Here is a 19,431-nt window from a genome sequence, read left to right on the forward strand (position 1 = left end):
GTGGCTTTACGCGTTCAAACTTGGCCTTTGCCATGGGTATTTCCTCTTTTTTTGGGGTCAAATGCTAAGCTCGTATAAATACGATAACAAAGACGATCTTGACCACATTAAGATAATTGTTAAAAGGGTACACATACTAATGTGCAGATATTATAAGAAAATCACCGCCAATAACAAGTCTTTTAACCAATTATTGGCGTATTCTTCTATGACAACATAGAGATAATAGCTACATTGTCATATTTAATAGACGATTACTTACTCGTCATCATCTTTATTGTTGAATTTAGAGATGATGTCAGCAGCAACTGATTTTGGAATCTCAGCGTACTTTTGGAATTCCATTGAATAAGTAGCACGGCCTTGTGACATTGAGCGCATTTGTGTGGCATAACCAAACATTTCTGCTAATGGTACTTCGGCACGGATCTGCTTAGTACCGCCAGGTAGGTCTTCCATACCCTGTACCAAACCACGACGACGGTTAAGATCGCCCATGATATCGCCCATATAATCTTCAGGCGTTTCAACTTCAACTTTCATGATTGGCTCAAGTAGCGCTGGATCTGCTGCCATGAAGCCTTTTCTGAATGCCATAGAACCAGCCATCTTAAATGATAGCTCATCCGAATCGACGTCATGGTAAGAACCGTCATACAAGGTCGCTTTTACGCCAACCACTGGATAACCAGCAAGTACGCCATTTTTCATGCGTTCTCGGATACCTTTATCAACAGCACCATGGAATTCTTTCGGTACAGTACCACCAACAACTTCTTCAGCGAATTCATATTCAGTATCGCCCGCTGGATCAAGTGGCTCAAGACGTAACCAAACGTGACCGAATTTACCACGACCACCAGTCTGACGTACGAATTTGCCTTCTTGCTCAACCGTGTTACGAATCGTTTCACGATAAGCAACCTGCGGCGCACCGATGTTCGCTTCAACGTTAAACTCACGCTTCATACGATCCACAAGAATCTCTAGATGCAGCTCACCCATACCACTGATGATTGTCTGACCAGACTCTTCGTCAGTATGTACACGGAACGATGGATCTTCTTTCGCCAAACGACCTAAAGCGATTGACATTCTTTCTTGGTCAGCTTTGGTCTTAGGTTCAACCGCTAGGCTGATAACTGGATCTGGGAATTCCATGCGCTCAAGCGTGATAACATTTTGCTCATCACATAGCGTATCACCAGTCGTTACGTCTTTCATGCCGACCAACGCAGCGATATCACCAGTACGGATTTCTTGCAACTCTTCTTGAGAGTTAGCCATCATCTGTACAATACGACCAACGCGCTCACGCTTCATTTTAACTGGGTTATAAACACTGCTGCCTTGCGTTAAAACACCTGAATAAACACGAACGAAGGTTAAGTTACCAACGAATTTGTCATTCATGATTTTAAATGCTAAAGCTGAGAATGGCGCTTCATCTGACGCTTCACGAGTGCCTTCAGTTTCATCTTTGTCATCAAGGATACCTTTAATAGCAGGTACATCCATTGGTGCTGGAAGATACTGAATAACCGCATCCAACATCTTTTGTACACCTTTGTTTTTAAAGGCAGTACCACAAAGTAATGGAATGATTTGGTTATCAATAGTCAATTGACGAATAGCAACGTTGATCTGCTCTACAGACAACTCGCCATTTTCTAAATACTCATTCATCAATTCTTCTGTTGCTTCAGCCGCATTTTCTACAAGAATCTCACGATACTCTTCTGCTTTTTCTTGTAATTCAGCTGGGATTTCGCGCTCTTCAAACTCCATACCTTGAGATGCTTCATCCCAATAAAGAGCTTTCATGGTAACTAGATCAATAACGCCTTCGAAATCATCTTCTTTACCAATTGGAATAACCAATGGTACAGGATTACCGCCTAGACGAGTTTTGATCTGCTCAATAACACGATAGAAATCAGCGCCAACGCGATCCATTTTGTTTACAAATGCAAGACGTGGAACTTTATATTTATTTGCCTGACGCCATACGGTCTCAGACTGTGGCTGAACGCCGCCTACTGCACAGTAAACCATGCAAGCGCCATCAAGTACACGCATAGAACGTTCAACTTCGATCGTGAAGTCAACGTGACCTGGGGTGTCAATGATGTTGATACGATGTTCGTCAAACTGTTTTGCCATACCTGACCAAAAACAAGTCGTCGCCGCTGAGGTAATAGTAATACCGCGCTCTTGTTCTTGCTCCATCCAGTCCATAGTGGCTGCGCCATCATGTACTTCACCAAGTTTGTGACTAACACCGGTATAAAATAAAACACGCTCAGTAGTGGTTGTCTTACCAGCATCGATGTGCGCTGAGATACCAATGTTGCGATAGCGTTTTAGGGGAGTTTTACGAGCCATAGTGTTTTCCTAGGAAAAGTCGTGTATATAATAATGTATTGTGTCTCTACCTCATACTCTATGACAAAGCGGTCAGCTTCATATTACTTACTGATTATTGAGCCTAATACGGACAAAAAAAGAGCAAATACTAAGAATAGTGCGGCATCAGATTTGGGATGCTCTCTTGTGACAAGCATACTTAATTAAGAGAGACATCTTGATAGATGTCCGCCATCTCGTTGTTGATAGTCAAAAACTATTTACAACAAGATAAATGATGGCGGCAATCAATAGAATAAATAACAATGTAAGATTAGCTGACTTCAGCCAGCTAATCTAAAGCTACTACTAATAAACAGTAGCTTAGAAGCGGTAATGAGAGAACGCTTTGTTAGCATCTGCCATGCGGTGAACTTCGTCACGCTTTTTCATAGCAGCGCCTTTGCCATCAGCAGCATCATTCAATTCGCCAGCCAAACGCAAAGCCATTGATTTTTCAGAACGCTTAGCAGCAGCTTCAGCTAACCAACGCATAGCCAAGGCAGTACGACGGGAGGGGCGTACTTCCATTGGTACTTGGTAGGTTGCACCACCAACGCGGCGAGCTTTCACTTCTACCATTGGGCGTACATTTTCTAAAACTTCTTCGAAGAAAGATACTGGATCTTCGATTTTACGTTTTTCGCTTACTGTTTCAAGTGCACCGTAAACGATACGCTCAGCAGTAGATTTTTTACCATGACTCATTACATGGTTGATGAATTTTGCAACAGTTTGGCTACCAAACTTAGGATCCGGTAGGATCTCACGGGTAGCAACGACGCGACGTCTTGGCATAATAAATATCCTTTTCTTCAGGAGTGTCTGACATTCACAATCTCGCACCAATGAATATTGGATGGCGTTATATCGAGTTGTCAGTCAGCCTTACTGCACGGCGGTATGTTTTAACAGTGAATTACTAATTTAATAATACTGTCAACACCAGACCCATGCACAGTTAATGTTTGGTATAAAAAAGCTTAGCTAATAACGATTAGTTATTAAACTTTAGGCTTCTTAGCACCATATTTAGAGCGACCTTGCTTACGGTCTTTAACGCCTGCGCAATCTAATGCACCACGAACGGTGTGATAACGTACACCTGGTAGATCTTTTACACGACCACCACGGATAAGAACAACACTGTGCTCTTGTAAGTTATGACCTTCGCCGCCGATGTAGCTTGATACTTCATAGCCTGAAGTCAAACGTACACGACATACTTTACGCATGGCTGAGTTAGGTTTTTTAGGGGTAGTAGTATATACGCGAGTACATACACCACGACGTTGTGGGCACGCTTCCAACGCAGGAACTTTTGACTTTTCCTTGATGGTTTTGCGACCTTTACGAATCAATTGGTTAGTTGTTGCCATGAGGCATCCTTCTCCCGTTTGGTATAAAACAAAAAAATGGGGAAACGCACCATCCATCTGACTTTAACGACAGATTTTGGTACACCCATTTTTAGGACAGTGTATTATAAAGAGTTGTTGCTGCTATTTCAACCACTTATGCGTGATTGCACTTTACAACATTTGATAGATATGCATTCACCCTACTACTATAACACTTTATCTATTTTTAGTTAAAAATCAGCTAAAAAGTAGATTGTCATACAGTATATCGAAAGTAGCGTCACGAACGATTTAAATAAGATGTTTAACTATAAATAAATAGCAATTTATAAGTACTAAATGGCGATATTATCTTGTTTTTCAAGAGAAAGAAGACATTATCGCCAAAATTAGTAGTAGATATGCAGCTCATAATCCTTCTATGATATAAGCTGGCTGAAGAAAGAAAACAGGTAAGTCTGATTATTTAGACGCTCTTATTTGCTTTTCTTGTTAGCCGTCTTGTTTGATTTGCTATCAGAGGATTTATTCTGACCGCCTTGCTTATAATTGTCGTCTTTCTGCGTTTCTTTCACGACCTTTTCATCAACTTCTTGATGGTTATTTTTATCTTCAGCAGTATCTTTCTTGCTATCGGTATCCTTGCTTGACTCTTTCTCAGCATCTTGCTGCTTGTCATTGTCAGCTGTTTTGTTTACCTTAGCTTCATTACCGCTATCATCAGTGATTGCGCGATTGGCAAGTTTGGCTTCTGGGGCAAAAGTCGCTTGAGCCACGCCAATCACTTCATCAATGAGCTGGCTGTTGTAGCGCATACCAACGATAACAGCGGTAACTGGTAAGAATTTGCGTATCCATGTTAAATTGATTTTATCCAAGTCAATACCGACCTGACTGGCAATGCTGTCAACTTGTTCTGCATAAAAGTTGACGTTTTTATCCTTTAGACCTAGGTTTTTTAGCTCATTGTGTAGACCACTGCTTTGGGCATTATCCAATAAGCCTTTGCCGATACCAATACCTGCTAGCAATGCTTGTTTTTCTTGCATCTTGCTCAGGTCAGCATTCGCTAGCAGCTCATATGCCATTTTGACGCCTTGCTTACCTGTGAGGGGTTTATTGTAGACAGCACCCAACTGATAGACGGTACGTAATGATACCAATAAAAGCCAAAGCGTATCAGCCAGCAAACCAGGAAGCCCAGCCAGACCTGTTAAGCCCCCTATCGTTGCCAATGCACGGTTTTGATTGGCGATATCAGTAGCTAATGCATAACGCTCTTCATCATCTAAGCTTGCGATATTGGCGAAACGATGCTCATTAGGTAAATTAATCTGACTCCAGTTAGAAGCAAGATTTGCCACTTGTGCAAAAGCGCCATCGACCGTCGACTGAAAAAAACTGTTTGGCACTACTTTTTTGGCATATTTACCATAAGTGGCAAAACGTGGCCCTAATAATTGCTGAGTGGCTTTTAACGTTTGCTCACGGAACAAATCCTGCTGATAGTCTTCATCGCCTAAGTTGACTGCTTTGTATTGACGCGGTTTGCCCGTCTTAGCATTCATGCTATCAATCATAGCGCCCATGCGCTCTAGATTGTTGCGAGTAAAAGAGCCAACGGTAGTGATACCTTTAGAGAGAGTGCTACGCTTCGCCATCGTGATGTCCTTAATGTGATGAGTAATTTTGTTTTATTGTAAGCGATTTATAATAATAGATGTGCCATTCTAGTCAATCACTATAATCAATGTCAGTGCGAACAATGTTATCGCAATCACAAATTTTGTATCCAAAAGTATCACTTAATGTATGATTGATACCATTATGCAAGCTGTCTTCAAGCAAATGGTCTTTTTAGATGGCTTTAGACAGCAAGCACGATTTTGTCGTTATTTTGCACTTGTACAAAGATTTTGGACGCTCGATACGTTATCATGTGCCATAACTCACAGTACACTTGTACTTCTATTTATAAGTAGTTCGTTACTTATAAATAATCAGTTACCAAGCATATAGTTTTACTATGATCATCACAATGATTGTAAAATGAGACTTTAACGCTCAACATACCCTAATATTAAATAATAGAAATACATACTTAAAAACGATTATTAAAAGTAATTGTGAAAAATCGTTACTCATAAGGAATAGAATATGCGCCGCGTTGTTATCACTGGAGCAGGGATCGTCTCTTGTATCGGACATGATTTAGCCACGGTTACTGCCGCTCTAAAGCAAGGGCAGTCTGGCATTACATTTAATGAGGCTTATGCTGAGCATGGGTTTAAATCACACGTTAGCGGCAGTATCGACCAGTCGACGCTTGATACCAGTGGTATCGATCGTAAGTTGAAGCGGTTTTTTAGTGATGCCAGTCTATACGCTTATGTCAGTGTTTTAAACGCCATTGAGCAGTCTGGTTTGTCGCTTGAAACCATCAATAATAATCCACGCGTGGGCGTGGTCGCAAGCTCTGGCGGCGCGTCGACAGAGAATATTGTCAATGCCATAGATGCCATGCGGGATAAAGGTCTGCGCGGTGTCGGCGCGATGGCTGTGCCAAAAACAATGGGCAGCTCAGTGTCAGCGGCGCTTGCTACAGGTCTAAAAATCCAAGGCGTATCATACTCGCTCACCTCTGCTTGTGCCACCTCAACCCATTGTATCGGTCATGCGGCTGAACTTATTCAATTAGGCAAAGCAGATGTGATACTCGCGGGTGGTAGCGAAGCGGAACATTGGACACAGTCTTGTATGTTTGATGCCATGGGTGCAGTCAGTACTCAATATAATGAGACACCGCAGCGCGCCTCAAGAGCTTATGATAAAGATCGTGATGGCTTCGTGATTGCTGCTGGTGGTGCGATGGTCGTGGTTGAAAGTCTAGAACATGCACAAGCACGTGGTGCCAATATACTGGCTGAAATCGTCGGTTATGGTGCCAGCTCTGATGGTGCTGAAATGGTTGCGCCAAGTGGTGAAGGTGCCGTGCGCTGTATGCAGCAAGCCCTAGCCGAAGCTGGTTTGCAAACTGTCGACTATATAAACAGCCACGGTACCAGCACGCCGTTAGGTGACATCACTGAGCTTAAAGCCATTGCTAAAGCATTTGGCGATGATATCAGTCAAGTACCTGCGATCAGCTCTACTAAATCTATGACAGGTCATAGCCTTGGTGCCGTTGGTGCGCAAGAGCTGATTTATTGCTTATTGATGCTACAAGAAGGCTTCATTGCACCCAGTATCAATGTTGATAATTTAGATCCTGCGGCTGAAGGCTTTGATATTGTCACCGAAATGCGTGAAGCCAAGCTTGAGACACTAATGAGCAACAGCTTTGGCTTCGGCGGTACTAATGCCACATTAATCATTAAGAAGTTTGACGCCTAACTATGCTCGCAGCACATCCTCTCAAAACTGAGCAAATAATGTCTGATCCATCGCCAGCTACTAAACCTAGCTGGCGTTTTGGTGACCTATCGGCTGCAGAATTTATGCCGCTGCTACAGCAGTATTTAATCGCACAAGATACTAAGGCAAACTGGCAATTGGTTTGGCTCAACAATGATGGTCAACCGGTGATTGGCTTATTGCCAAAAGTAAGCTGGTCTGTTTATGATTATTCTGAAAAAACGTCAAATTCTAACGAACAAGCAGCCCTTTATCAAGTCACAAAAACCTATCGTGACGCCGTTCACAATGATATCACTGTCACTTATAGGAGTTATAGCGACTGGCAAGATGAATTAATCAGTTATAGTCAAACTTATGAGACTGATAATGAAAACTCAGAATCAGTAAGCGATTTAAATGAAAAACCAAGTTATCATCATGGTCTGATAGGTTTTATTGGTTATGATATTGCGGCTCATGAGCTAAGCCCGGCCGCCAAAATTGAGCGAGCAGCACAGCCTTGTGCCGTATTAGGACATTATGATATTTACTTAGCACCTGAGAAAAATCATGGCAACACGGGTTGGGAATTAACGATAAAGGCAACTGCTAACGACTCTGAAAACGACTCTGATAATCAGCAAAAAAATAAAATGATCACGGCACTTGTCTCTTATTTAGATATAGTAGATAAAAATCTGGCTGATAACTGTCTCAATAAAACGCAACTGACAGCATCACCACTGCCTGCTCCTTTAGTATTAAAGTCACGATGGCGTAAACAAGACTATCAACAAGCATTTAATCAAACCCAAAACTATCTACAGCAAGGCGACTGTTATCAAATCAACCTAACCCAAGAATGGCAAAGTTTTTTTGATCGTAATCCCAGTGATAATGGCATCTTGCCGATGCTTATTGATTATTTACCTGCTTTACATCGTAATACCCGAGCACCTTTTTCTGGATACTTAGCGGTTAATCCCTTTAACCGTGAAATCAAAGATAATACTTCCCAGCATCCGTTTGAATTATTGAGCTGCTCGCCTGAGTTGTTCTTTACATTTACCAAGGATATCAATACTGGCAAGCACCATATCATCACTAAGCCCATCAAAGGGACTATGCCACGCAGCACCAATATTCAACAAGACCATGCTTATAAACAGCAACTGACTGATAGTGAAAAAGATCGCGCCGAAAATGTGATGATTGTCGATTTATTGCGTAATGACTTGGGTAAATATGCCAAGATAGGCAGCGTAAAAGTGCCGCAGTTATTCGCGATTGAGAGTTTTAGCAATGTGCACCATATGGTCAGCACTATTACCGCAGAATTACAGACGGACACTCACCCACTCGCCGTTTTGTTTGGTAGTTTGCCTGCTGGCTCAATTACTGGCACCCCAAAAAAGCGAGCGGTTGAAATTATATCTGAGCTAGAAACTGCGCCGCGCGGTGCTTATTGCGGCACATTGGGCTATATGAACTTTGATGGCAGTGGTCAATGGAATGTGCTCATTCGTACGCTGCAAGCTAACACTTCATCACATAATGAGTTGGATAAAAAAAGACATATTAGCTTATGGGCAGGCGGTGGTATCACTGTCGCCTCTGATTGCGATGCTGAATACCAAGAATGTTTGGATAAAGTCGGTAATCTATTAAGCGTTTTAACTCAAGAAAATACCCACAAAGGCCCTTAAGATTGTTCTAAAAACGTGACTAGATAAATTCGTCAAAAAGCCTGCGCAACATAATGTTGGCAGGCTTTTTTATCAATACAAGCATCGTGATGCAATTATCAAGATTTAAATCGCGAACCAGATATTAATCAGCAATAATTTCAGCCTCTTTCTGCAACGTCTGTAAAGCATCTATCAAACGGTTGTTTTGCTCTGCTGTACCGGTAGTGATACGCAAATACTCATTGATGCGTGGCTTGTCAAAATGACGGACGATAATGCCTTGCTCACGTAACGCATTCGCTACCGTATTGGCATTACCGTCTTTAGGGCGGGCAAAAACAAAGTTGGCATGCGATGGCAACACATCAAAACCTAACGCTGTCAGCTCTGCTGTAAGAGATTGGCGTAAGTCGATGACTTGCTGGCAGGTCTGAGTAAAATACTCAACATCCAATACACTGGCAGTCGCCCCTACTTGCGCCAGCTTATCCAGTGGATAGCTATTAAAGCTGTTTTTCATACGGGTTAAGGCTTCAATCAATGAGGCATTACCAAAAGCCATACCAACGCGTAATCCAGCAAGCGAACGTGACTTTGAAAAGGTTTGGGTCACAAGAATGTTGTCAAACTCATTGATTAAGCTCACTGCTGAAATTTCTGCATCTGAGCTACCGTCAACTGCCCGCGCAAAATCAATATAAGCCTCATCAATCACAATCACTGAGTTTGAGTGCTCACTAGCCAGCTTGCGAATATCGGCAAGCGATAATAATAATCCAGTTGGGGCATTTGGATTGGCAATGATAATGCCGCTACAAGGCTGGCGATAAGCATCAGGATCAATACTAAAATCTTCTTCCAAGGCGATTTGTACCAGCTCGATACCAAAGGTCTGCGCATAGACTGGATAGAAACTATAGCTGATATCGGGTGCTAAAACAGGTCGCTCTTTTAGGAAAAAGCTGGCAAATACTAGTGCCAACACTTCATCAGAGCCATTGCCAACAAACACTTGGTTGATATCAATATCATAAAGTTGTGCCAATGCGGCACGCAAATCATCAGACTCAGGCGCTGGATATAAACGCAGATCAGCCGCTTGCTGCTCTAGAACCTTTGCGATTGCCTCGCCTACTTTCGGTGACGGCGGGAATGGGTTTTCATTGGTATTTAATTTGCATAAATTTTCATGCTGAGGCTGCTCACCAGGAACGTAAGGTGACAAATTACGCGCTTTAGATGACCAAAGTCTGGTGTCTATCTTTAACTCACTCATAAGTTATCCTACTATTCGCCACATAAATTATTAAATATAAATCTCAAAAGTACAATTCAAAAGTAATCATTAAGCCACGTTACTGATAACGATAACGGGCTGAGCGCGCATGGGCTTCTAAGTCCTCACGTTGCGCTAAAATATCTGCGGTCTCAGCCAATGGCTTACTACCGGCTTCAGTACAATAAATAATAGAGGATTTCTTTTGGAAATCATAAACGCCAAGCGGTGAAGAGAAACGCGCAGTGCCAGAGGTTGGCAACACGTGATTGGGTCCTGCACAGTAGTCACCAATCGCCTCAGGCGTGTGACGTCCCATGAAAATAGCACCTGCATGACGAATATCGTTGAGTAGCGCATCAGGATGATCAACTGACAACTCTAAATGTTCAGGGGCAACCCGATTAATCACGGCCATACCTTCCACGCGGTCTTTGACTAAAATAAGTGCGCCACGATTTTTTAGCGAATCGCGGGCGATATCGGCTTTTGGCAACTCTGCCAGCGCTTTTTCAATTTCAGCGGCGACGTCTGCAAGCTGCTGTTCACTGGTCGTGACAAAGATAGCTTGGGCAATGCGATCATGCTCAGCTTGTGACAATAAATCCATCGCCAACCAATCAGCACGGTCTTGCGCCTCGCCCTCTGCATATACCAATACTTCAGAGGGACCAGCGATCATATCAATCCCAACTTGACCAAATACCGCGCGCTTTGCCGCTGCAACATATTTATTACCAGGGCCAGTGATCTTATCCACCGCTGGAATCGTTTCGGTACCATATGCCAAGGCAGCAACCGCTTGCGCACCGCCGATGGTAAAGACACGGTCGACTTGTGCCAAATGTGCAGCGGCTAACACCAATGGATTGAGCACGCCTTTTGGCGCTGGTACCACCATGATGACCTCTTTAACACCCGCCACTTTGGCAGGAATGGCATTCATCAATACAGAAGATGGATAAGAGGCCAAACCACCAGGCACATAAATACCAACGCGATCAAGTGCGGTGACTTTTTGACCCAAGCGATTACCAAGCTCATCTTCATACTGCCAAGTCTCTTGTACTTGGCGCTCATGAAAGGTCTGCACACGCGTTGCTGCGGTGGTCAATGCGGATTTTACTGTATCATCAAGATTCGCAAACGCTTCAGCAAGCGCCTCTTTAGACAGCTCTAGCTCTTGCATTGTCGTCGCCGGATGCTGATCGAATTGCTGGGTTAACGCCAGTACGACGCGATCGCCATCATGCCGAACTTGCGCGATGATATCATCAACAGTCTTAAGTAAATCAGCATCATTGACGGTTTCAAAGGCAAGTAACTCTGTCAATTGACTGTCAAAATCGGCATCTTGGGTACTTAGTTGGCGCATGACTTAATCCTATATCTGAGCATAAAAAACTGCTGAAAATTAGCGATGTAAAAATGAGGGGTATTGAGTATTAATAATAATTGTGATGGCTGATATACCAGCTTCTATATATTTAGTTTGTTCAGATTATACTAACCTCATACTTTCTGGCAAGCAAATACAACAAAACCAGTTTAGCACGCTATATCTATCTTATAGCGCTAAACTGGTTTAAAAATTTGTATGACAATGCTTGAGATTACCAATGATTAGTATCGTTTGATAAAGCATTGATTCATTAGGAATTAATTTATGAAGCGCTGGCAATGCTGTTTTTGAAGCTATCTAAAATCGGCTCAAGTAACGCAAATTTACGCTTGTAGCTCACTTGATTGACGATAAGGCGTGAGGACACATCACAAATATGATCGCGTGCTTCAAGACCGTTGGCGCGCAACGTATTACCTGTATCAACCACATCGACGATCAAATCACCCAATCCGACCAACGGCGCAAGCTCCATAGAGCCATACAGTTTAATCACATCCACTTGCTGACCTTGGCTGGCAAAGTAAGCGCGGGCAACATTGACGTATTTGGTCGCAATACGTAGGCGACGATTGGGTAGCGGCGCATCTTTCACGCCAGCTGTCATCAACTTACACTGAGCAATTTGCAAATCAAGCAACTCATAGACATGGTTGGCACCATGTTCAAGCAACACATCTTTACCCGCCACCCCAAAGTCAGCCGCGCCATGCTCAACGTAGGTTGGCACATCACTGGCACGCAAAATCAATACACGCACGTTGGGGTTTGAGGTTGGAAAAATAAGTTTGCGTGAGGCTTCAGGATCTTCTAATAACTCAACACCAGCTGCGCGTAGCAGTGGCATGGTCTCTTCTAGAATACGACCTTTTGATAAGGCCAGTGTTAAGCCTGAAAACTCATCATTTACTTCATTTAATAAACCATCATTTGGTAGGCTATTGCTTGCTTCAGTCATAATGACATCGTGTCCATGTGCAGTTAACACCCCCGCTGAAGGGGGCTTTTAGTGGTAGGTTACTAATAGTGCTAGCTTACTAAGCTATTCATATCAATGCCAATCGTATCAATCATTTAGGTCATGGATTTGATAAGCAAATCGATATTAGTCATTAGTATTGATACGTTCGATATTGACCCCAAGCGCACGCAGCTTTTCTTCGACATGCTCATAGCCACGATCGATATGATAAATGCGGTCGATTAAACTTTCACCTTCAGCAGTTGCCGCTGCCATCACCAATGACATAGACGCACGTAAATCAGTCGCCATCACAGGGGCAGCGGTGAAGTTTTCGACGCCTTTTACTACGGCCGTATGACCATCTACTTGGATAGAAGCGCCTAGACGATTAAGCTCAGGGACATGCATGTAGCGGTTTTCAAAGATATTTTCGATAAAGGTACTCGTACCATCCGCCAGACACGCAATAGCCATGACCTGCGCTTGCATATCGGTTGGGAAACCTGGATGCGGCTGAGTACGGATATCAACCGCTTTAGGGCGACCTTTCATCTGCGCACGAATCCAACCATCACCGCTGGTAATAATGGCACCCATGTCTTCGAATTTTTCTAACACAGGTGTTAGTAATAGCGCAGAGGTGTTTTTAGTCAACACATCGCCACGCGTCATGAGTGCGCCAGCAAGGTATGAGCCTGTTTCGATACGATCCGGTACCACCGAATACTCACAACCGTGTAAGCGCTCAACGCCTTCGATAGTCATGATCGAAGTACCGATACCGCTGATTTTAGCGCCCATCGCGACCAACATATTGGCCAAATCAACGACTTCTGGCTCAAGGGCACAGTTACCTAAGACGGTCGTACCTTTGGCAAGTGCGGCTGCCATAATGACGTTTTCAGTACCGCCAACGGTAATCATATCAAAAGAGTAGTTACAGCCAATTAGCTTACCCCCTTTTGGCGCTTGTGCTTTTACGTAACCATTTTCGACACTAATTTCAGCACCCATCGCCTCAAAGGCTTTTAGGTGTTGGTCAACAGGACGTGAACCAATGGCACAGCCGCCGGGCAATGACACTTCTGCCTCACCAAAACGTGCCAGCAATGGTCCAAGCACTAAAATCGATGCGCGCATGGTCTTTACCAAATCATACGGTGCATAGAAATTATCGATATTCTTGGTATCGCAGGTGACAGTATCGTCCTGCTTTTGGATTTTGATACCCATGCCACCGATCAATTCAATCAAGGTCCGCACATCTTGTAACGATGGTACATTGTGCAATGTCGTTGGCGTCTCGGCCAATATCATAGCGGCAAGTAACGGCAAAGCAGCATTTTTGGCGCCTGAGATAGTAACTTCCCCTGCGATACGACTACTACCAGTGATTAAAAATTGATCCATAGAAGTGACAACCTAACGATGAGTATTAAAATAGTGAAAATCAGACCAATCACACCTAGCCAACATAATAGCCAGTCTAACAAGCCAAATCATATGTATAACGGTCTAGCCTTTGGATTGAACGTCCCATTCAGCAGGCGTCAGCGCTTGAATATTGAGCGCATGAATATCGCCACTGGCGATCTTATCATTGACTAATGCATAAATCGCCTGCTGACGTTGCACGGCACGCTTACCTTCAAAGCTTGCATCAACCACGCGTACATCAAACTTATTACCTTGATTGGCAGCTTGAATAAAAGCGTCTGGGAAGTGAGTCTGTAAAAATGCAATCAAATCGTCAGCGTTCATGCTCATAGAATATTCTGCCTTAAAGTGTCAGATAGGGTATAGATTTAAAGTGACGACATTATAACAAGAGTTTAAGCATCTTACAGTACTGTCTTACGCAACTGCACCTAACTTCTGATTGCCGTCCATTATTTGAGCATTTTATCCAAGTACGTCAGTACTTGCGCGCGTACATCATTGACCCAACGTAGCGGCGGTGCCATCGCACCAATACTGGTCGCATGACTGGCACCTTTTATTTCACCGTTTTCCACGGTGACGCCCGCCTCTTGCAACGCTTTGGTCATTTTAATCGTATTGGTCGCATATACCACTTTGTCTTTTTCGGCAGTCAACAACAAATACGGGGGCTGCTCGCCTTTGATTTGACGGTCTGGCATGACCTCGTCTGGCGTAGCATCAGCAGCAAAGGCGGTGGCGCTATCAAATTTACGGAAGTCATAACTATAAGGACCAGCAATACCCACGACCGCGGTAATATCCTTTGGCTTAATACCATAAGGCGCTAAAAAATCTTCATTGGCGACCGCTGCAACCGCGTTAAATGCACCAGCAGAATGTCCAATGACCGCCAAGCGTTTAGGATCAGCATGTAAGCTCGAAGCATTATTGATACTCCAAGCAATCGCTTGCGCCGTATCTTTGACATAATCAGGGTACACATGCTCAGGCGCTTTACGATAATTAATCACGGCGGTGACATAACCTGCTTGCGCCAAACTCTGACCGACAAAGGCATACTGTTCTTTATTACCACTCTCCCATGAGCCACCGTAGACAAACACCACCATCGGATAGCTATCATTAATCGCACCATCATTGATGGCGCTTTGGGCTTTCATCGCTTGTGCTAATGGCTTGGGATAATAAATATCCAAGTCTTGATCGGGCTCATCACCATAGAGAATATTTTTGCTGACGCCAACGCCGCCACTAGCAGTAATGCCATTGACGATAGCCAGTGGCGATAAGGCTTGCGCATTCTGGGTGGCTAGTGCAACGCTACCCAGTGCTAAGGCGGCGACACCTGTGAATTTTAGAATGCTTACTTTGCTAGCAGTATTGTTAGTCATGCTTTCATTATTTATTTTTTGACGGCTTTTATTATATTCTAAGCGCTTGTTTGCATCCTTCATTGCCAGTATCCCTATTATATTTATACATGAATCAAAATTAACAGCACTGCGATAGCCCTTTTATAAAATAAGCACTAATCCTGTCTCGTCTATTCTTCGCTTTTTATATCTTACTGGCTGGCTCAGACGTTCTCGTGTTTTTCCTGTTAACCGTGTTTAGGTTTCTTGTCATTAAACACGGTTTAAACTGACGGGGCAAATAGCTTACCCTACAAACTATTTAGCCACTGTTTTTTGTTTCATTGATAAATAACAGCTGTGTTTTAGAACACTTTTTACTGATCTTGATACAGGTCTATATAGGGGCTTGATGACGGTTGCTCAACGGTTGTGCCATCTTCGGTCACGACGATAGGAGTCGATGTACCAACGGACGCTGGCGCTTCAGAATTATTAACGCTAGCAGCATCCACAACGACTGGCGCTGAAGCAGGATTTACCAAGTTATTTTCAGACATAATGTCATCTTTACTTATCTTTACGCCCCTGTCATCAACGACGGTCGTCAGCAGCACCAGCTCAGTCACACCAACGGTGCTATTGGCAATATCGATTAGGTGACTCTGCTGAGTCGGTGTCATACGTCCCATGATATAAACCACACCATCATTGGTCACTGCTTTTATCTGTGAGGCTTTGACACCATCACTCGCGGCGACTTTTGCCAGCAGCTTTGAGGTGATATAGCCATCATGAACCGTCGAGCTATAGCCTTTAGACGCGCTGACGTTTAGCTCATTATAGACATGACGCACATCTGGCATAGAGCTGACGACTTTTTCGACTTCTACTTTGATGGCCTCAGTGGGTACTTCGCCGGTCAATAACACTTCACTATTAAAGCTATCAATACCCATACGACTGGTTTGTTGCAGGTCTTCTTTCAACCCATAAACATTGATTTTGACGGTATGTTCAATACTGCGATCCAGTAGTCGCTGCGGAATGGTACGCTCTGTCATCGGCACACCATACGTACCTTCTGTACTGTTGGTCAAATAATTGGTGGTACAGCCCGTAGTGACGATGCTGGTCATTAGCATAACGCCTATCGCGGTGCGGCGTGATGAGCCAAAAATAGCAGTGCGCAAATGCATCCGTGTCATGATTTACCTCTTAGAACATGAGTGTGACGATCGTATAAAGTCGATTGGTTGAGCCAGTTTTAATCTAATAACATTTATTTTGACAACTGTTAATTCAGTTAATAATAACTTAGCTACTTTACTTAATTTTTACTATCAGCGGTTAGGTTTTTGGTAACGCTCATGTGATGACAAGTACTTACTACCTTTTAGTTGGATTGCTTTTATATCCTATTATCACGTATCTGCTATAAAAGCACCTTTGAGCCATTGTGGTTGATTTTCTACATTTTGACCACTGGTCTTAAGATGATTACCTACCGTATCATAAGCGATGACATCGAACCGGCAGTCATAATCCTCATACTCAGGATGCTGTTGCAAAAAATATTGCGCCGTTTTAATCACTTTACGTTGTTTGCTTGCTGTCACGCTCAGTGCAGCACCACCAAAACCTGAACGCTGCCGTTGACGCACTTCGATAAATACCAATGTCGACCATGCTGAACCTGTCTCCAGCATAATCAAATCCAGCTCACCCACTTTGGGCTGCTGCCAGTTTTGGGCAATCAAAATCAATCCTTGCGATTGTAAAAACTCACACGCCTGCTGCTCGAACAGACTGCCTTGGCGCTGCTTTGGTGAAGTGAGGCTCAAAGGTTTATGACTGGACATAAGGTCGATGGGTCTGGTTAACATTTCAGAATTATCATAGCACATCATGCTAAACTAGCCACTTTCGCGTGCAGATGCTGGTATGGTGTTTTATGCTTTGCTTAAGTTCTATTTTTGACCAGTTTTGTCAGTCAGCGCGCCACATTATATTTTAATTCCCGCTTTTAATACTCCGAGGTTTTCATGTCTAGCCCTACCGCGATGCCAGCTTGTCTATATATCGTTGCCACGCCGATTGGCAATATGAGCGATATGACGCCGCATGCCATCGATGTTTTAAAACAAGTCGCCATCATTGCCTGTGAAGACACCCGTACCTCAGGTAAGCTATTGTCTCATTTTGGCATTGATACCAAAGGCAGTAAAACCGACGACGAAAAAGAGTCAGAAGCTCCCAACACTAAAAATAATACCGATAATAACGTGACAGACGCTGATACCGCGACCAAGCAAAAAGGTCATAACAAGCTTTGGGCATATCATGAACACAATAGTGCCATTCAAACACCCAAAATTATCGAGATGATCGGGCAAGGTCATTCGGTTGCTTTGATTAGTGATGCCGGTACGCCACTCATCAGTGATCCAGGTTATCAACTGGTACAGGCCGCTCATGCCGCAGGCGTTAGAGTCTCTCCTATCATTGGTGCCTCTGCTGCCATTGCTGCACTGTCAGTCGCAGGATTGCCCTCAGACCGCTTTAGCTTTATTGGGTTTTTACCCGCCAAAACCCACGGTCGCCAAAAACAGCTTACCGCTCTAAACACACGTACTGAAACGCTGATATTTTATGAAGCACCGCACCGTATTATCGCCAGTTTAGAAGACATGGCGGCGGTATTTGGCGCAGATCGTGAAGTGACGTTTTGCCGTGAATTGACTAAGACCTTTGAAACTGTCCATAAAAGCACCCTTGGGGATTTGGTGGAATTTGTCAAAGCTGATGACAATCAACAGCGCGGTGAGATAGTCGTGGTCGTCGCTGGCGTGAATGTGGCGCAGGATGCGGATGACATCAGTATTCATGATAAATTATTGCAGCGCTTGCTTGAAGACTTATCGGTTAAAAAAGCCGCTGCATTGGGCGCTGATATCACTGGCGTCAAAAAGAATGCGCTATATCAGCGCTTACTTGAGCTACAAGCTGAATAATTTTTGGATATTAATATTAAAGACAGTTATAAAACCATTGAGGAGAAGTGAGCAATGTACAATGTAATGGCGATAGGCAACGCATTGGTTGACCATGAATATGTGCTGTCAGATGCGGCGCTAGAAGAGACTGATTTGACCAAAGGCAATATGACGCTGGCAGGTATCGACGAGCAACAGCAATTATTGGCGTATTTTAAACTGGCAGAAATTGCACCATCAAAGCAGGCTGGTGGTGGCTCAGCGGCTAATACGATGTATACCTTTGCCAGTTTAGGCGGCAAGCCATTTTATGCGTGCCGCGTTGGTGACGATCAACAAGGCGAGTTTTATCTCAAAGACTTACATGAAGCAGGTGTTGCAACTTCAGAGAAATCTATCCATGCAGGCGGAGTAACGGGTTCATGTGTGGTCGCAGTCACTGAAGATGGCGAGCGCACCATGCAAACTTATCTTGGTACTTCAAGCGAAATCACCGCAGAAAATGTCGATTTTGATGCGCTGACACAAGCTGACTGGCTATATATAGAAGGCTACTTGGCCATGACTGAGAGTATTCAGCCTGCTATGACTCAGTTGCGTCACCAAGCAGGGATTCATTCTGCAAAAATTGCCGTAAGTTTTGCTGATCCTGCCGTGGTGAAGTTTGCCAAAGACGGTTTACTCAATATGCTGGGCAATAAAGTGGCAGTGATATTCTGTAATAGTGAGGAAGCCAAACTCTTTACGGACAAAAAACAAGTCAAGGCAGCCGCACGCGCACTGCTTGAGTATTGCCAGACGGCAGTCGTCACTGATGGTGCCAATGGTGCAACAATCGCTCATAAAGCTGATGATAAATCAGAGATTGAGATTTATGAAGTTGCTACACCAATCGTTACTAATGTCATTGATACCAATGGTGCCGGTGATAATTATGCAGGAGCATTTTTATACGCGTTGTCGCAGCACTATAGCTTGCCTGAATGTGGTCGTCTTGCCAGCGAAGTGGCGGCGCAGGTGATTCAACAGTTTGGACCACGATTAGCCTCACAAGATTATAGAGATATTGCAAAGCGTGTACTATCTGCTTAACTTATAAAAATCTGTCATTGCTGATAATAAAAAAGCCCATATCGATTGATATGGG

Annotated in this window: 16 protein-coding genes; 4 read left to right on the forward strand and 12 right to left on the reverse strand. The window is 43.7% G+C overall.

Annotation, left to right across the window (positions count from 1 at the left end; genetic code table 11):
* Nucleotides 1–258: 258 nt before the first annotated feature.
* The 4 genes from fusA to JFC08_RS07260 form a co-directional block, all read right to left on the reverse strand.
* Nucleotides 259–2,385, reverse strand: coding sequence for an elongation factor G (gene fusA / locus JFC08_RS07245; RefSeq protein WP_055125899.1), 2,127 nt, complete (start codon nucleotides 2,383–2,385; stop codon nucleotides 259–261).
* 345 nt (nucleotides 2,386–2,730) lie between these two features.
* The gene (gene rpsG, locus JFC08_RS07250) at nucleotides 2,731–3,204 is read right to left on the reverse strand and encodes a 30S ribosomal protein S7 (RefSeq protein ID WP_021814163.1); all 474 of its coding nucleotides are present in this window, start codon (nucleotides 3,202–3,204) and stop codon (nucleotides 2,731–2,733) included.
* 206 nt (nucleotides 3,205–3,410) lie between these two features.
* Nucleotides 3,411–3,785, reverse strand: coding sequence for a 30S ribosomal protein S12 (gene rpsL, locus JFC08_RS07255; RefSeq protein WP_011281154.1), 375 nt, complete (start codon nucleotides 3,783–3,785; stop codon nucleotides 3,411–3,413).
* A 458-nt stretch (nucleotides 3,786–4,243) separates the two neighbouring features.
* Nucleotides 4,244–5,428 (reverse strand): EcsC family protein, encoded by a 1,185-nt coding sequence (locus JFC08_RS07260; RefSeq protein ID WP_198330250.1) that lies wholly within the window; start codon nucleotides 5,426–5,428, stop codon nucleotides 4,244–4,246.
* 496 nt (nucleotides 5,429–5,924) lie between these two features.
* On the opposite strand from JFC08_RS07260, the gene JFC08_RS07265 reads away from it, so the two are divergent.
* Both JFC08_RS07265 and JFC08_RS07270 read left to right on the forward strand, forming a co-directional pair.
* Complete coding sequence (locus tag JFC08_RS07265; protein ID WP_198330251.1) at nucleotides 5,925–7,160, forward strand: beta-ketoacyl-ACP synthase II; 1,236 nt, start codon at nucleotides 5,925–5,927, stop codon at nucleotides 7,158–7,160.
* A 38-nt stretch (nucleotides 7,161–7,198) separates the two neighbouring features.
* A complete protein-coding gene (locus JFC08_RS07270) occupies nucleotides 7,199–8,869 on the forward strand; it encodes an anthranilate synthase component I family protein (protein ID WP_227697694.1) in 1,671 nt (556 codons plus the stop codon).
* A 124-nt stretch (nucleotides 8,870–8,993) separates the two neighbouring features.
* Here the strand turns inward: JFC08_RS07270 and hisC are convergent, their stop codons facing one another.
* The 8 genes from hisC to JFC08_RS07310 form a co-directional block, all read right to left on the reverse strand.
* On the reverse strand, nucleotides 8,994–10,127 hold the full coding sequence (gene hisC, locus JFC08_RS07275; RefSeq protein WP_198330253.1) for a histidinol-phosphate transaminase: 1,134 nt from the start codon (nucleotides 10,125–10,127) through the stop codon (nucleotides 8,994–8,996).
* A gap of 79 nt (nucleotides 10,128–10,206) precedes the next feature.
* Nucleotides 10,207–11,502 carry a histidinol dehydrogenase gene (gene hisD / locus JFC08_RS07280; RefSeq protein ID WP_198330254.1) on the reverse strand — a complete coding sequence of 432 codons (1,296 nt, stop codon included), beginning with the start codon at nucleotides 11,500–11,502 and terminating at the stop codon, nucleotides 10,207–10,209.
* 289 nt (nucleotides 11,503–11,791) lie between these two features.
* On the reverse strand, nucleotides 11,792–12,487 hold the full coding sequence (hisG, locus tag JFC08_RS07285; RefSeq protein ID WP_045447985.1) for an ATP phosphoribosyltransferase: 696 nt from the start codon (nucleotides 12,485–12,487) through the stop codon (nucleotides 11,792–11,794).
* A gap of 147 nt (nucleotides 12,488–12,634) precedes the next feature.
* The gene (gene murA / locus JFC08_RS07290; RefSeq protein ID WP_109592419.1) at nucleotides 12,635–13,903 is read right to left on the reverse strand and encodes a UDP-N-acetylglucosamine 1-carboxyvinyltransferase; all 1,269 of its coding nucleotides are present in this window, start codon (nucleotides 13,901–13,903) and stop codon (nucleotides 12,635–12,637) included.
* A gap of 105 nt (nucleotides 13,904–14,008) precedes the next feature.
* Complete coding sequence (locus JFC08_RS07295) at nucleotides 14,009–14,260, reverse strand: BolA family protein (protein WP_010200621.1); 252 nt, start codon at nucleotides 14,258–14,260, stop codon at nucleotides 14,009–14,011.
* 122 nt (nucleotides 14,261–14,382) lie between these two features.
* A complete protein-coding gene (locus JFC08_RS07300) occupies nucleotides 14,383–15,390 on the reverse strand; it encodes an alpha/beta hydrolase (protein WP_227697695.1) in 1,008 nt (335 codons plus the stop codon).
* A gap of 275 nt (nucleotides 15,391–15,665) precedes the next feature.
* Nucleotides 15,666–16,496: a BON domain-containing protein gene (locus JFC08_RS07305; protein ID WP_045455256.1), complete on the reverse strand. Its 831-nt coding sequence runs from the start codon at nucleotides 16,494–16,496 to the stop codon at nucleotides 15,666–15,668.
* Nucleotides 16,497–16,712: 216 nt separating this feature from the next.
* Nucleotides 16,713–17,198 carry a YraN family protein gene (locus JFC08_RS07310; protein WP_198330255.1) on the reverse strand — a complete coding sequence of 162 codons (486 nt, stop codon included), beginning with the start codon at nucleotides 17,196–17,198 and terminating at the stop codon, nucleotides 16,713–16,715.
* A gap of 135 nt (nucleotides 17,199–17,333) precedes the next feature.
* Between JFC08_RS07310 and rsmI the strand changes: the two genes are divergently transcribed.
* Both rsmI and JFC08_RS07320 read left to right on the forward strand, forming a co-directional pair.
* Nucleotides 17,334–18,302 (forward strand): 16S rRNA (cytidine(1402)-2'-O)-methyltransferase, encoded by a 969-nt coding sequence (rsmI, locus tag JFC08_RS07315; protein ID WP_198330256.1) that lies wholly within the window; start codon nucleotides 17,334–17,336, stop codon nucleotides 18,300–18,302.
* Between the two features lie 54 nt (nucleotides 18,303–18,356).
* Complete coding sequence (locus JFC08_RS07320; protein WP_198330257.1) at nucleotides 18,357–19,376, forward strand: adenosine kinase; 1,020 nt, start codon at nucleotides 18,357–18,359, stop codon at nucleotides 19,374–19,376.
* The last annotated feature ends 55 nt before the right edge of the window (nucleotides 19,377–19,431 follow it).

Origin of the sequence: Psychrobacter cibarius, assembly GCF_016107535.1 — a bacterium.
GTDB classification, from domain to species: Bacteria; Pseudomonadota; Gammaproteobacteria; order Pseudomonadales; family Moraxellaceae; genus Psychrobacter; species Psychrobacter cibarius.